The 14634-nt window shown below is 68.9% G+C and carries 13 protein-coding genes; 4 read left to right on the forward strand and 9 right to left on the reverse strand.

The features are described 5' to 3' along the window. Nucleotides 1-34: 34 nt before the first annotated feature. A complete protein-coding gene (gene gabT, locus ASC55_RS07410; RefSeq protein ID WP_055865498.1) occupies nucleotides 35-1399 on the reverse strand; it encodes a 4-aminobutyrate--2-oxoglutarate transaminase in 1365 nt (454 codons plus the stop codon). A gap of 97 nt (nucleotides 1400-1496) precedes the next feature. Here gabT and ASC55_RS07415 point away from each other — a divergent pair, with 97 nt between their 5' ends. Further along, nucleotides 1497-3005 (forward strand): PucR family transcriptional regulator, encoded by a 1509-nt coding sequence (locus tag ASC55_RS07415; RefSeq protein WP_055874094.1) that lies wholly within the window; start codon nucleotides 1497-1499, stop codon nucleotides 3003-3005. 58 nt (nucleotides 3006-3063) lie between these two features. Here the strand turns inward: ASC55_RS07415 and ASC55_RS07420 are convergent, their stop codons facing one another. After that, complete coding sequence (locus tag ASC55_RS07420; RefSeq protein ID WP_055874096.1) at nucleotides 3064-3468, reverse strand: riboflavin kinase; 405 nt, start codon at nucleotides 3466-3468, stop codon at nucleotides 3064-3066. Beyond that, a complete protein-coding gene (locus ASC55_RS07425; protein WP_055874099.1) occupies nucleotides 3465-3974 on the reverse strand; it encodes a flavin reductase family protein in 510 nt (169 codons plus the stop codon). The genes ASC55_RS07420 and ASC55_RS07425 overlap by 4 nt, the downstream gene beginning before the upstream one ends. A 103-nt stretch (nucleotides 3975-4077) precedes the next feature. Between ASC55_RS07425 and ASC55_RS07430 the strand changes: the two genes are divergently transcribed. Continuing rightward, on the forward strand, nucleotides 4078-4683 hold the full coding sequence (locus ASC55_RS07430) for a PadR family transcriptional regulator (protein WP_055865521.1): 606 nt from the start codon (nucleotides 4078-4080) through the stop codon (nucleotides 4681-4683). Between the two features lie 2 nt (nucleotides 4684-4685). On the opposite strand, the gene ASC55_RS07435 is transcribed toward ASC55_RS07430, so the two are convergent. From ASC55_RS07435 to ASC55_RS07460, 6 genes are all read right to left on the reverse strand, one after another. Continuing rightward, on the reverse strand, nucleotides 4686-5570 hold the full coding sequence (locus tag ASC55_RS07435) for a ribokinase (RefSeq protein ID WP_055874102.1): 885 nt from the start codon (nucleotides 5568-5570) through the stop codon (nucleotides 4686-4688). Further along, a complete protein-coding gene (locus ASC55_RS07440; RefSeq protein WP_055874105.1) occupies nucleotides 5563-6942 on the reverse strand; it encodes an NtaA/DmoA family FMN-dependent monooxygenase in 1380 nt (459 codons plus the stop codon). The genes ASC55_RS07435 and ASC55_RS07440 overlap by 8 nt, the downstream gene beginning before the upstream one ends. 110 nt (nucleotides 6943-7052) lie before the next feature. Further along, nucleotides 7053-7901 carry an ABC transporter permease gene (locus ASC55_RS07445; RefSeq protein ID WP_055865526.1) on the reverse strand — a complete coding sequence of 283 codons (849 nt, stop codon included), beginning with the start codon at nucleotides 7899-7901 and terminating at the stop codon, nucleotides 7053-7055. Beyond that, on the reverse strand, nucleotides 7894-8706 hold the full coding sequence (locus ASC55_RS07450) for an ABC transporter ATP-binding protein (protein WP_235562451.1): 813 nt from the start codon (nucleotides 8704-8706) through the stop codon (nucleotides 7894-7896). Before ASC55_RS07450 ends, ASC55_RS07445 begins: the two co-directional genes overlap by 8 nt. Beyond that, entirely contained in the window at nucleotides 8691-9794 is a 1104-nt protein-coding gene (locus tag ASC55_RS07455) for an ABC transporter substrate-binding protein (protein WP_235562452.1), read from the reverse strand. Before ASC55_RS07455 ends, ASC55_RS07450 begins: the two co-directional genes overlap by 16 nt. Nucleotides 9795-9907: 113 nt before the next feature. Further along, the gene (locus ASC55_RS07460; protein WP_055874108.1) at nucleotides 9908-11359 is read right to left on the reverse strand and encodes a helix-turn-helix domain-containing protein; all 1452 of its coding nucleotides are present in this window, start codon (nucleotides 11357-11359) and stop codon (nucleotides 9908-9910) included. Between the two features lie 133 nt (nucleotides 11360-11492). On the opposite strand from ASC55_RS07460, the gene aceA reads away from it, so the two are divergent. Further along, the gene (aceA, locus tag ASC55_RS07465) at nucleotides 11493-12818 is read left to right on the forward strand and encodes an isocitrate lyase (protein WP_017829168.1); all 1326 of its coding nucleotides are present in this window, start codon (nucleotides 11493-11495) and stop codon (nucleotides 12816-12818) included. Between the two features lie 144 nt (nucleotides 12819-12962). Further along, nucleotides 12963-14609, forward strand: a complete 1647-nt coding sequence (gene aceB, locus ASC55_RS07470; RefSeq protein WP_055874111.1) for a malate synthase A — start codon at nucleotides 12963-12965, stop codon at nucleotides 14607-14609. The last annotated feature ends 25 nt before the right edge of the window (nucleotides 14610-14634 follow it).

Consider the following 14634-nt stretch of genomic DNA (forward strand, 5'->3'; position numbering starts at 1 on the left):
GGGGGTCAGGCCGCGCGGGAGCGCGGCCTGCATGCTATTCGGCGGCGGCCAGGGCGGCGGCCACGATGTCGAGTCCCTCGTTCAGCAGGTCGTCGCCGATCGAGAGCGGAGGAAGGAAGCGGATGACGTTGCCGTACGTTCCGCAGGTGAGGACGATGACGCCCTGTGCGATGCACGCCTTCGCGACGGCAGCGGTGAGAGCGGCATTCGGCGCCTTGGTCTCGGGGTCGACGAACTCGGCCGCGATCATCGCACCGTGCCCGCGGACATCCCCGACGCGGGGGTCGTTCTTCTGCATCGCGGTGAGACGGTCGGTGAGGATCGTACCGATCTCGCGTGCCCGCTCGATCACACCGTCGTTCTCGAACACGTCGATCGCGGCGAGAGCTGCCGCGCAGGCGATCGGGTTGCCGCCGTACGTGCCGCCGAGGCCGCCGGAGTGCGAGGCGTCCATGATCTCGGCGCGGCCGGTCACCGCGGCCAGCGGAAGACCGCCGGCGATGCCCTTGGCGGTGGTGATCAGGTCGGGCTCGATGCCGAAGATCTCGCTCGCGAACATGTGTCCGGTGCGGGCGAAGCCAGTCTGCACCTCGTCGGCGATGAAGACGACGCCGTTCGCGCGGCACCAGTCGACGATCGCGGGCAGGAAGCCGTCGGCCGGGACGATGAAGCCGCCCTCGCCCTGGATGGGCTCGATGATGACCGCGGCCAGGTTCTCGGCGCCGATCTGCTTCTCGAGCTGCAGGATGACACGGGCGGCTGCCTCGCGTCCGTCGAGGCCGTCGCGGAACGGGTACGACATCGGGGCGCGGTACACCTCGGGAGCGAAAGGACCGAAGCCGCTCTTGTAGGGCATCGACTTGGCGGTCAGCGCCATGGTCAGGTTCGTGCGGCCGTGGTAGCCGTGGTCGAAGGCGACGACCGCCTGGCGACCGGTGTGCTTGCGCGCGATCTTGATCGCGTTCTCGACCGCTTCGGCGCCCGAGTTGAACAGTGCGCTCTTCTTGGCGAAGTCACCGGGGGTGACCCGGTTGAGCGCCTCGGCCACCTCGATGTACGACTCGTACGGCGAGATCATGAAGCAGGTGTGCGTGAACTGCGCGGCCTGTGCGGCGACGGCGGCGGCGACCTTCGGGTGCGCGTTGCCCACCGTGGTCACGGCGATGCCCGATCCGAGGTCGATGAGCGAGTTCCCGTCCGCGTCGACGACGACTCCGCCACCGGCGGCGACGGTCGCGACGGGCACGGTGTGGCCGACACCGGCGGCGACGGCATCCGCCTTGCGTGCCAGGATCTCGGCCGAGCGGGGCCCGGGGAGTTCGGTGACCAGACGACGCTCCTGAGGGAGCTCGGGTCCGCCGAGGGGAACTGCAACAGCTGCGGTGTCGAGGAGTGCCATGCTCGCGAGCGTACGGCTGCGAGAGAGGCGGCTGCACTCACCGCTCTGTACAATCTGGAATAGGTATTCGCCGAGGTGTACAAGAGACGAGGGTGCCGTGCCCGTCATCGCCCAACCGACGCTGCGCGCGCTGCTGCAGCGCCGCGATCTCGGCCTCTCCCTGATCCCCCGTGAAGCCGACGTCCCCGAAGGCGCGCTCGACCGCCCCCTGCGCTGGGTGCACAGCTCGGACCTCGCCGATCCGACCCCGTTCCTCTCCGAGGATCTGGCGCTGCTGACCACCGGAACCCAGTTCGACGACGCCGTGAGCATCGACACCTATGTCGGACGGCTCGCCGACCGCGGGGTGATCGGCCTCGGATTCGGCACCGAGGTGCATCGCTCCGGCATCCCCGAAGAGCTGGTCGACGCGTGCGCCACCCACGGCATGCCGCTGTTCGCGGTCCCGTACCGCACGCCATTCATCGCCGTCGCCCGCGCGCACTCCGAAGCCATCGCGGCCCAGGCCTACGCCCGACGATCCTGGGCTCTGGACACCCAGCGCGCCCTCGCGCTCGCGGCCCTTCGTCCGCACGGCCTCGATGCGACCATCGCCGAGCTCGGACGCCGGCTGGGCGTGTGGGCCGGGATGTTCGACGCCGCAGGCGCCCCGACCTTCTCGCACCCACGCGAGGGCATCGATGCCGGCGTGCTCGACGAGGTCGGAGACCGCGTGGTGGAGATCCTGACCCGCGGACTCGAGGCGGGGCAGTCGCTCAGCATCGAGGAGCACTCGTTCATGCTGTTCACGGTCGGTCGCGGCGGGCACCTGCGCGGCGTGATCGCCCTGGCCACCGACAGCCTCGACTCCGAAGCACGGTCGGTCGTGACCTCGGTGATCGCCATGGCAGGGCTCGCGCTGGAGCAGAGCGAGCAGCTCGCCCGCAGCCGCCGACGCCTGCACGCCCAGCTGCTCGGATCGCTCCTCACCGACGATCCCGCCCTCGCCAGGAGGGTTCTGGGCAGTCTCCCTCCGGCTCCCGTGCTGGTGGCCGTCGCCGCCGACGCACCGGCGGGCCCGCTCGCGGACTGGTGGGAGCGCCACCGCGCCGAGCACGGCACCTCAATCTTCCTCGCCGAGTCCGAAGACGGCGTCACGATGTGCGTGTCGGCCGGCGATGAAGGCCTGCTCGACGAGGTCGCCGCACGCTTCGGCATCCGCATCGGCGTCTCTGATTCCGAGGCCTACGACTCCTTCGCCCGCGCCCACGCGCAGGCGCTCACGGCCCTTCGTCAGCAGGGCACGCACGGGGTCGCCCGCTACGCCGACACCGTGGGATCGAGCATCCTCACCGCACTCGCGACCGACGAGGCCCGGCTGGTCGCCGAGTCCCGCCTCGCTCCGGTGCGCGAGCACGATGCCCGCACGGGAGCCGATCTCGAGCGGTCATTGCGCACCTGGCTGGAGCACGATGCGAAGGCGGAGTCCGCCGCGGTCGCGCTCGGGGTGCACCGGCACACGCTGCGCTCGCGCATCGCCCACGCCGGCGCACTGCTCGACATCGACCTGTCGACCTTCCCCGCCCGCGCCGAGCTCTGGACGATCCTGCAGACGGCCCGCGACTGAGGCGGGTCAGTCGGTGGCGCCCGGATGAGCCGTTCCGGTCGTCGGAGGCGGCGCGAGGTCAGGGTGAGGCCGGCGAGAAGGCGAGGAAGGCGCGGCAACGGGCGACGTCGTCCGCGGTCTGCGCGATCAACGCATCGACGCCGTCGAACTGCAGCGTCGGGCGGAGTCGCGCGACGAGGGTCACGAACAGGCGGCGGCCGTACAGATCGAGATCGGCATCATGCAGGTGCACCTCGACCCGTCGCTCGCGGTCGCCGGCGAACGTCGGGTTCGTCCCGACGCTGACACTCGCCGCCCACGGCTGCGGATCATCGTCGATCCGCGTCCAGGCCGCGTAGATGCCGTCGCCGGGCGCCTCCGCGCCGTCGAGCGCCAGGTTCGCCGTGGGGAAACCGAGGCCTCGGCCGCGACCGTCGCCCGGGACGACCACTCCGGCGATCGTCCCGAGCGGCGCAGTGCTCACGCGCTCTCGGGGGCGGCGATGGCGCGATAGCGGCTCTGATGGAAGACCAGCGGCTCGACGTCGTCGAACAGGGTGATGTCGGCGATCTCGTACAGCGCGATCTCGTGATCGCCGCCGTCGAAGGTGCTGTGCAGGCGGCAGGTGAGCCAGAGTGCCGCGTCGGAGATCAGCACCGCACCACCGTCGGTGCGCTTCCACTCGTGACCACCGAAACGGTCGCCCTCTCGCGCTGAGAGCGAGCGGCTGAGCGGCTCATGGTGCGCGGCGAGCACGCTCATGCCGAGTTCCGGAACCGTGCGCAGTACAGGCCAGGTCTTCGACGTGCGCGCCGCGCTGATCGCGACGAGCGCGGGTTCGAGCGAGATCGAGGTGAAGGAGTTGACCGCCATCCCGACGGCGCGGTCATCGACGTGCGCGGCGAGAGCCACGACGCCGGTCGGGTACACCGAGAAGGCCCGGCGGAGGGCGAGGTCGCGCGGCAGGGCGTCGGTCACGGCAGTCGTCATTTCGGCTTCCTTTCGTTAGTCAACTTTGACTAGTTTTGATAATAGGCAATTTTGATCATGCAAACAACAGGAATCTGTGATGCCAGCCGTTAGCATGAGGGGCATGTCGACCACCCGCCTCGTCGTCCTCGGCGCCGTGAAGCAGTTCCAGCCCGTGCACGGGTACTTCCTCCGCCGAGAGCTCATGACCTGGCACGTCGACGAATGGGCGCACATCCAGCCCGGATCGATCTACAACGCGCTGCGCGCCCTCGAGGTCGACGGCTACATCGCCGAGAGCGGCACCGAGGCCGAGGGGAAGCGCCCCGCTCGCACGACCTACCGCATCACGCCAGCCGGCGAGGTGGAACTGCAGCGGATGCTGCGCGAGAACCTCTGGAACGTGGCGGCCTTCGACACCCAGGCCATCATGACCGTGGCCTCGTTCATGTTCGTCCTCAGCCGGCAGGAGGTGATCGCCGGCCTCGAGCATCGTCTCATCAAGAGCGACGCGATCATCACGCAGAACGGCTTCGACGTGCAGGACACCTTGCGCTCCGAGACGACGCCGAAGTACGTGCGGGAGATCTTCGACCTCTCCACAGCGCGCCTCACGGCAGAGAAGCAGTGGCTGCTCGATCTGCTGGAGCGCCTGCGCGGCGGTGAGTACACCTTCGCCGGTGAGACGGTCGAGGGCGCAGCGCCGGCCGACGCCGCACCCTCGAACTGACCTCAGCGCGACAGGACGAGCGCTGCGATCGACGCGGGCGAAAGCTCCGACGTGGTCGCTCCGCGATGCTGAGCAACCACGGCTCCGGCGGCGCAGGCTCGGACCAGCGCCTGCTCGATCCTCTCCTCCTGGGAGAGCGCTGCGGCCAGCGCACCGCAGAAGGCATCGCCGGCACCTGTCGTGTCCACCGGATCGATCCGGAACGCATCGATGTGCAAGGGCTGTTCGCCCGTGCGGTGCAGGGTCACTCCCCCGGCGCCCTGCGTGAGCACGATGATCCGCGCTCCGGCTGCATGCAACCGGTCGATGCCGCCGAGCTCGGCGCACTCCGTCTCGTTCACGACCAGCACGTCGACGTCGCCGAGCATCTCGATCGTCGCGACGTGTGCGGGAGCCGCGTTGAGGATCGTCAGCGCGCCCGCCGCTCGCCCCGCGCGCAGTGCGGCGGCCACGCTCGCGACGGGTACCTCCAGCTGAGCGAGCACGACCGCGGCTCCCTCGATGCCGGCGACGGCGTCGTCTGCGTCGAGCTCTGCGTTCGCGCCGGCCGCGACGATGATGCTGTTGTCGCCATCCTCGAACGCCAGCACGTGGGCGACGCCGGTCGGAGCGACGGCGCTGCGGCGCACGGCCGCCGCCACTCCGGCATCGACCAAGGTCTGCTGCAGCACATCGGCCGCCTCATCCGCTCCGACGACGGCGCAGAACCGGGTCGGTGCCCCACTGCGTGCGCAGGCGACGGCCTGATTGAGGCCCTTGCCTCCGGAGAAGCGACCACCGGCCCGGCCCAACAGGGTCTCGCCGACGAGCGGGGGGCGCGAGACCTCGACCACGAGATCGAGGTTCGCGCTCCCCACCACGGCGACACCGGTGAGGGTGTCAGACACGCGACATCGTCCGCCGGTACTGCGAGCCCGTGTGCGAGTCGGCGAGCGCCGGCGTCGGCGTGCCGATCAGGCGCTCGCGCAGCGACTGCGGCTCCGATGAGGGCTCCACGATCGCCCCGCGCTCCTTGAGGATCGGCAGCACGTGCTCGATGAAGTCGACGGTCGATGCCGGCGGGATGACGGGGGCGAACAGGAATCCGTCGAGGTCGGCGCCGTCGGCGAGCTCGATCATCCGGTCCGCCACCTGCTCCGGGGTCCCCACGATCGGGCGGGCGCCGACGCCGTGCGCATGCCAGTCGCCGAGCACGTCACCGACGGTCTTGTCGGCGAAGCGGGCGACCTGCGTCTGCGAGAGCTCGGTGCTGAGCTCCGACATCGGCGTGTGGGGCGCGTAGGCCGAGAGGTCCAGCCCGGTGAACCAGGCGTAGGAGGCCACCGTGACGTCGGGGTTCTGCGCGTCGGCCACCTCGGCGTACTTGCCTCGCGCCTCCTCCTCCGTGCTGCCGACGATCGCGGCGAAGGCCGACATGATCTTCACCTCGTCGGCCGCGCGGCCGTTCTTGACGGCCTCCTCGCGGATCGCGGAGGAGTGCGCGCGCAGCTGCTCGACCGAGCCGCTGCCGACGAAGATCGCCTCGCCGTGCTTGCCGCCGAACTCGCGGCCTGCGGGCGACGCGCCGGCCTGGAACAGCACCGGCGTGCCCTGCGGCGAGCGCGAGGTGTTCCCGTAGCCGTGCGAGCGGAAGTACGGGCCGTCGTGTGCGATGCGGTGCACCTTGGAGGGGTCGGCGAAGCGGCCGGACTTGTCCCGCTCCAGGGCGCCTTCCTCCCACGCCTGCTCCCAGAGCTTGTAGACGACCTGCATGAAGTCGTCGGCCATGAGGTAGCGCTCGTCGTGTCCGACCATGGGCACGCCGAAGCCCTGCACGGCGGTGTCGGCGGTTCCGGTGGTGACCACGTTCCAGCCGATGCGACCGCCGGAGAGGATGTCCAGCGTCGCCATCCGACGGGCGAAGGAGTAGGGCGGCTCGAGCAGCGTCGATCCGGTGGCGACGAGTCCCAGCCGCGTGGTCTCGGGGATGAGGGCTGCGAGGATGATCGCGGGGTCGAGCCGCGGCAGGTCGAGACCCTCGACCGAGCAGATGTCGGGGCGTTCGCCCGCGACGTCGGCCCAGCCCCAGGCATCCGCGAGGAAAAGGAAGTCGAACCCGGCGTCCTCGACCATGCGCGCGGTGTCGCGCCAGTACTCGAGCTTGTCGAACAGGTAGCGCCCGTTGTCGGGGTGCCGCCAGGTCGCGGTGCCGGAGTCGTTCGCCTGCGCGTTCTCGAAGAGGCCGAGACGCAGCGGCTTGACGGAGTTCTGATCGGTCATGTGCGGGTGCCTTCCTTGTGGGTGGTTCTGGGTGTTCTGGGGTGGTTCCGGGCACGCCGGAGGAACCCCGGGACGGGTGGGGGCGCCCGTCCCGGGATGAGGGTGCCGCGTCAGCCCTTGGCCGTGACCTCGCCGTCGCTCCACCAGAGCACGCGCTTGCGCACCAGGGCGAGGACGATGATCAGGAGCACGCCGAGCAGGCACAGCAGGGCGATGCTGGCCCAGGTGACGGCGAGGTTCGCCTGCGCCGCAGAGGTCGTGACGAGCGAGCCGAGACCGGCCTGCTGTCCCGCCGCGACGAACTCGGCGACCGCCGCGCCGACCACCGCGAGCGGCAGGGCGATGCGGAGCCCTGCGAACACGTAGGGCATGCTGCCGGGGAAGCGCAGCTCGCGGAAGATCTCCCACCGCGAGGCGTGCAGCGTCTTGAAGACGTCGAGCGCCTTCTGGTCGACATCGCGCAGACCCGCCAGCGAGTTCACGAGCATCGGGAAGAAGACCACGAGCCCGGTCACGATGAACTTCGGCACCATGCCGAAGCCGAAGGCGACCACCAGCGCCGGGGCGATCGCCACGATCGGGGTCACCATCACGATGATCACGAGCGGCATCACGGCCCGCTCGATGATCTGGAACTCGGCCATGATCACGGCCAGCAGGAAGCCGGCCAGGATGCCGGCGGAGGCGCCGACCACGACCTCGAGCAAGGTGACGAGGAAGTTCGACCAGTACATGCCGGCATCGTCGACGAGGCTCGTGCCGATCGCCTCCAGCGTCGGGAGCACGTACGGGTTGGTCCAGGCCACGACCTGCCACAGCAGCGCGGCGATCACGAAGGTGATGAGGGTGGGTCCCCAGGATCCCCAGCGCAGCCACGGCGGGATGCCACGGCGCGGCTGGGCCTTCAGGCGGGCGGTCGCGAGGGTCGCGGTGGTGTCTCTCATCGTCAGCTCAGACATGGGCCTTCTCCGTCTGCGCGCGCAGCGCATCGCGCACGACTGCTTCCATCTCGCGGAACTCCTCCGTGGCATACGACTGCTCGTCGCGCGGCCGCGGCAGGTTCACATCGATCACCTGAGCGATGCGCCCCGGGTGGGCTGCCATCACCACGATGCGGTCGGAGAGCATGATCGCCTCCGGCACCGAGTGCGTGACGAACATGACGGCCTTGCGGTTGGACTGCCAGAACTCCAGCAGGGCGATGCGCTGCAGGTCGCGGTTCATCTCGTCGAGGGCCGAGAACGGCTCGTCCATCAGCATGATGGCCGGGTCGAACACGAACGCCCTGGCGATCGCGGCACGCTGCTGCATGCCGCCGGAGAGCTGGCCGGGGTACTTCTTCATCGCCTGTCCGAGTCCGAAGGTCGCCAAGAGCTCGGCGGGATCGCGCAGTGCGCGTCCGGAGTTCGCCTTGGCGTTGATGCGCACCGGCAGCTCGACGTTCTCGCGCACGGTCTTCCACGGCAGCAGCGCGGGCGACTGCGGCACGAGGCCGATCTTCTTGTCGCGCGAGGCCGCGGTGACGCTCTCGCCGTCGATCGTGACGGTGCCGGAGTCGGCGTCGAGGAGACCGGCGACGACCTTGAGCAGCGTGGACTTGCCGCAGCCGCTGGGGCCGATCACCGACACGAACTCGCCCATGCCGATCGTGAGGCTCACATCGTCGAGCACCGTGACCTTGGCGCCGTCCGCCCCGAAGGACTTCGAGACGTTCCTGACCTCGACGCCTGCTCCCTGTGCGACCGACATCACTTCGCCGGCCATGTGAGGGTGTCACCGTCGTAGAGGTCGGCGACCAGGTCGGCGTCCATCATGTCGGCGATCGCCGGCAGGTTCTTGACGTCGCCGTACTTCTTCACGAGGGCGTACTCCGGCTCCCACATGGATTCGTTCTGCACGCCGGGGTTGCCGCCGGCGCTCTCACGCACCCACGCGGACTCGACCTCCCACGTGCGGGCCAGCTGGTCGCGCGGGAAAGCGGCGCCCTGGTTGTTGTCCTCGGCCAGCTTCGCGAGCTTGTCGATGCAGGCATCCGACTCGTCCAGGCAGTACTGCAGCGCCTTGAGGCTCGCGCGCATGAAGTCGGCGGCGACCTCACGGTGCTCGTCGAGGAACCGGGAGTTGACCTCCATCACGTTGTAGGTGCCCTCGACGCCGAGGTCGGAGGGGAGGAACTCGCTGAACGGCAGTCCCTGCGCCTTGAGCGACTGCGGCTGGTTGGAGGCGTAGCCGACGATCGCATCGACCTGCTCACGCACCACGACGGTCGGGTCGTAGTTGGTCATCTTGACCATCTCGACCTTCGAGACGTCGACACCGGCCTCATCGAGCATGGCCGAGGCGATCGGGGTCAGATTGATGAAGTAACCGAGCGATCCGCCCTCGAGGTCCTTGAGGCTCTCGAGCCTCTCGTTGCCGAAGATGGAGAACGGCGGGGTGGTGCCGTAGGTGGCGACCGCCGTGAGGTTCTTGCTGTTCGCCGCGGCCAGCATCACATCGGATGCGGAGCCGAGGGCGGTGAACTGCGCCTGACCGGAGGCGACGAGCTGCTGCCCGTTCGCCCCGGAGGCGTTGATCTCCACATCCAGGCAGAGATCGTCGAAGTAGCCCAGCTCCTCGGCGAGGAACACGTCGAGCTGACCGGCGCTGGCGGAGTAGCCGTAGCCGGAGATGTAGGTGATGGTGCCGGCATCCTGATTCCGCTTGCAGGCGTCGGTGTCGCTCGCACTCGTGGGGGCGGTATCGCCGCCTGGCGTCTGCGCGGAGCATGCTCCGAGCGTCAGCGTGGCGGCGAGAACGCACGTCAGGGTGGCAGTGATGCGGAATCGGGTTTCCGCAGAGGAAGTAGCCATGAGGGTCCCTTCTCGGCCGTTCGTCATTGATGGCTCGATGAAAGTAACATAGTCAAGATTGACTAAGCAAGATCAAACTAACTTTTGACGAACAGTAGAGCGGGGTTCCGCACTCAGCGAGGGGCGTGCGCCTCCAGGAACTCGTACACGTCTGTCGTGTCGACGCCGGGGAAGGCCCCGGTCGGCAGTGTCGCCAGCAGCGTGCGCGGAGTCTTCACGTTGGGCCAGGAGTTCTCGCGCCAGCGATCCTCCAGGTCGGCAGGTGCCCGCCGGCAGCACACCTCGACCGAGTGCTTCGAGACGCCGCGGTGCGAGGTGTCGCGCCCTACGAACCACTTCGTGTCGTCGAAGCGCACCCCGACGCTCACCGAGTGCAGCCCCTCGCTCGAGGACTCGACCCGCGCCGTGCACCAGTACGTGCCGTTGCCGGTGTCGGTGTACTGGTAGTACGGGTTGAAGCGGTCATCCTCATCGAACACCACGCGCGAGGTCCACCGGCGGCAGCACATCTGGCCTTCGATGGCCCCGAGGCGGTCGGTCGGGAAGTTCACGTCGTCGTTCTCGTACGCCTTGGTGATCGTGCCCGACTCGTGCACCTTGAGGAAGTGCACGGGGATGTCGAGGTGTCGTGTGGCGAGGTTCGTGAAGCGGTGCGCCGCCGTCTCGTACGACACCGAGTAGGCATCGCGCAGGTCCTCGATCGAGATCGCCTTGCGCTGCTTGGCGTCCATCAGGGCGGGGACGACATGCGCCTCCGGGATGAGGAGGGCACCGGTGAGGTAGTTGGTCTCCACGCGCTGCCGCAGGAACTCGGCATAGCTGCGCGGTTCGGAGTGTCCGAGGATGCGACTCGAGAGCGCCTGCAGCACCGCGGTGCGGGCATCGCCCTTCGCTGGCACGCTGCTCGACAGGTAGAGCCGGCCGTTCGCGAGGTCCGCGACACTGCGCGTGGTCTGCGGCAGGTCGGGGGCGTAGTGCAGGGTGAAGCCCAGATGCGCCGCGATCTCGGACGCCGTGCGCTGCGTCAGAGGACCGCCCGGATGGCCGACCGCGGCCAGGATCTCGGCGGCCTTCGCCTCGAGATCGGCGAAGTGGTTGTCCTGTCGCCGCATGAGGTGCCGCAGCTCGACGTTGGCCCGCCTCGCCTCCTCCGGCGTCGCGGCCCGCTCATCCTTGAGCCGATCGATCTCGCCGTGCAGGGCGAGCAGGGCCTTCAGAGCATCCGTCGGCAGGCTCTTCGCGATACGGAACGGCTCGATGCCCAGCGCCTGGAACGTCTGGCCCTTCATCGCCCGCTCGAGGGCGATCTCGACCGCGCTGCGCTCATCGAGCGGCTCACCTTCCAGCAGCGCATCGATCGTGACCCCGAGCACGCGGGCGATCGCCTGCAGCTGCGTGAGCTTGGGCTCGCGCTTGCCGGTCTCGATCATCGACATCTGACTGGGCGCCCGATCGACGGCGGAGGCCAGGTCGTCGAGGGTCATCCCCTTCGCCGTACGGAGCTGGCGGATGCGCCGGCCGATCGTGAGGGCGTCGGTCTCTTCTGCAGCGTCGATGGTGCTCATGCGGCCGATTCTGTCACAGAAACAGAATTTCGTCCGATCTTCTCTCCCAGATCGGTCGCTGGGGCTTCCGAACTTCACGCACAGTGGAACCACGCCACACCGGCACAGCCGCCGGATCCACCGAGGAGACACCATGACGAACACCGCCCACACCCCGACGCCCCGCCCCGCCGGTCTGCGAGCCGGCGACCAGGTTCAGACGGCCGCCGAGCTCCAGGAGATCTGGGACACCGACCCGCGCTGGGACGGCGTCGAGCGCACCTACTCGGCAGAAGACGTCATCCGCATCCGCGGCTCGGTCCGCGAAGAGGCCACGCTCGCCCACCGCGGCGCCGACAACCTCTGGAACCTCCTGCACACCGAGGACTACGTCCGGGCGCTCGGCGCGTACACCGGGGGCCAGGCCGTGCAGCAGGTGCGGGCGGGACTGAAGGCCATCTATCTCTCCGGATGGCAGGTCGCCGCCGACGGCAACCTCGCCGGTCAGACGTACCCTGACCAGTCGCTGTACCCCGCCAACTCCGTGCCGGCCGTCGTGCGTCGCATCAACAACGCCCTCATCCGCCAGGACCAGCTGGAGCACGCCGAAGGCGAGACCACACAGGACTGGCTCGCCCCGATCGTCGCCGACGCGGAGGCTGGTTTCGGCGGACCGCTGAACGCCTACGAGCTCGCGCAGTCGCTCATCCAGTCCGGTGCCGCGGGCATCCACTGGGAAGACCAGCTGGCCAGCGAGAAGAAGTGCGGCCACCTCGGCGGCAAAGTGCTCGTGCCCACGCAGCAGCACATCCGCACCCTGAACGCCGCTCGCCTCGCGGCCGACGTGGCGGGAGTGCCGACCGTCATCATCGCCCGCACGGATGCCCTCGCCGCCGACCTGCTCACCAGCGACGTCGACGAGCGGGACCAGCAGTTCACCACCGGCGAGCGCACCACGGAAGGGTTCTACCGGATCCGCCCGGGCATCGAGTCGGTCATCAGCCGCGGACTCGCCTTCGCCCCCTACGCGGACCTGCTGTGGGTCGAGACGGGAGAGCCGGACATCGAGCTCGCCCGCAACTTCGCCGCGGCGATCCACGCCGAGTTCCCCGGCAAGCTCCTGGCCTACAACTGCTCGCCGAGCTTCAACTGGAAGAAGCACCTGTCGGACGCCGAGATCGCGACGTTCCAGCAGGAGCTGGCCGACCTGGGCTACAAGTTCCAGTTCATCACCCTGGCCGGCTTCCACGCCCTGAACTACTCGATGTTCGACCTCGCCCGCGGCTACGCCGATCGCGCCATGAGCGCCTATGTCGAGCTGCAGGAAGCCGAGTTCGCCGCGGAAGCAGACGGGTACACCGCCACCAAACACCAGCGCGAGGCGGGCACCGGCTACTTCGACGTCATCTCCACCGCGCTCAACCCCGACAGCGCGACGCTCGCCCTCGCCGGCTCCACCGAAGCCGCGCAGTTCCACTGATCCCCACTTTCTCGTCCCCGTCTCGCCGACACCCATCGGCGCCGTCGAGACCCACCGCCGCGATCGCCTGCAGCGATGGGTCTCGACGACCACCGTGGGTCTCGACGGAGCCGAAGGGGACCACCACGCAAAGGACTCACGATCATGACCACTCCCACCACCACGGCTCCGATCCAGACGACCCAGCAGGGTCCCGCGATCGAGGTCGTCGGCCCCCTCCGTGACCGCTACAAGGAGATCCTGACCCCGTCGGCGCTCGCTTTCCTCACCGAGTTGCACCACCGATTCGCCGCGCGTCGCCACGACCGTCTGGCCGACCGGATGCGTCGCCGCTTCGAGATCGGCAACGGGCACGACCCCCAGTTCCGCGACGACACGGCACACATCCGTGAGGATCGGGACTGGCGGGTGGCCGGCGCCGGCCCCGGACTCGAGGACCGTCGCGTCGAGATCACCGGGCCGACCGACCCGAAGATGACGATCAACGCGCTGAACTCCGGCGCGCGGGTGTGGCTCGCCGACCAGGAGGATGCCACGAGCCCCACCTGGAAGAACGTGATCGAGGGGCAGCTGTCTCTGCGCGATGCGATCCGCGGCGAGCTGTCGTTCACCTCGCCGGAAGGGAAGGAATACCGCGTCACGGCGGAGCGCACGCCCACGATCGTGATGCGCCCACGCGGATGGCACCTGCCCGAGAAGCACATCGCCTTCATCGACCGCGCCGGTCGTCGCACGTCGGCATCGGGCTCGCTGGTCGACTTCGGCCTCTACTTCCTGCACAACGCACAGGCGCTGATCGACGGCGGGCGCGGGCCGTACTTCTACATCGCCAAGATCGAGTCGAGCGAGGAGGCGAAGCTGTGGGACGACGTCTTCTCGTTCAGCGAGGAGTACATCGGCATCCCGCACGGCATGATCCGCGCGACCGTGCTGATCGAGACCCTGCCGGCCGCCTTCGAGATGGACGAGATCCTCTACGAGCTGCGCGACCACTGCGCGGGACTGAACGCCGGCCGCTGGGACTACATCTTCTCGATCATCAAGAACTACCGCGGCCGCGGGGCGCGCTTCGTGCTCCCCGACCGCAGCGAGGTCACGATGACGGTGCCGTTCATGCGGGCGTACACCGACCTGCTCGTGCAGACCTGCCACAAGCGGGGCGCCTTCGCGATCGGCGGCATGAGCGCGTTCATCCCGAACCGGCGCGACCCCGAGGTGACGGCGCGCGCGATCGAGAAGGTCACCGCCGACAAGAAGCGCGAGGCCGGCGACGGCTTCGACGGCACCTGGGTGGCGCACCCCGACCTGATCCCCACCGCCCAGGCGGAGTTCGACGCCGTGCTGGGCGACCGCCCCAACCAGGTCGACCGGCAGCGCGACGATGTCCACGTCGAGGCCCGCGACCTGCTCGACCTGCACATCGGTCGACCGATCACCGCGCAGGGCGTGCGGGACAACGTGTCCGTCGCCATCCGCTACCTGGAGGCCTGGCTGCGCGGACTCGGCGCCGTTGCGATCGACAACCTGATGGAGGATGCCGCGACCGCCGAGATCAGCCGCTCTCAGGTGTGGCAGTGGATCCACCAGGACCGCACCACGCAGGACGGCACACCCATCACGGCTGAGTACGTCGAGGATCTGATCACCCAGGTGCTCGCACAGGCGACGCGCAGCCACGGCGACAGGTACGACGACGCGGCGGAGATCTTCCGTGAGGTCGCCCTGCGGGAGGAGTTCCCCACCTTCCTCACGCTGGGCGCCTACAGCCGGTTCCTGGTCGACGAGGACTGAGCGCGCGAAGGAGCCCTCGGGCCGC

It is taken from the genome of Microbacterium sp. Root322 (genome assembly GCF_001425645.1).
In the GTDB taxonomy this organism is placed as follows: domain Bacteria; phylum Actinomycetota; class Actinomycetes; order Actinomycetales; family Microbacteriaceae; genus Microbacterium; species Microbacterium maritypicum.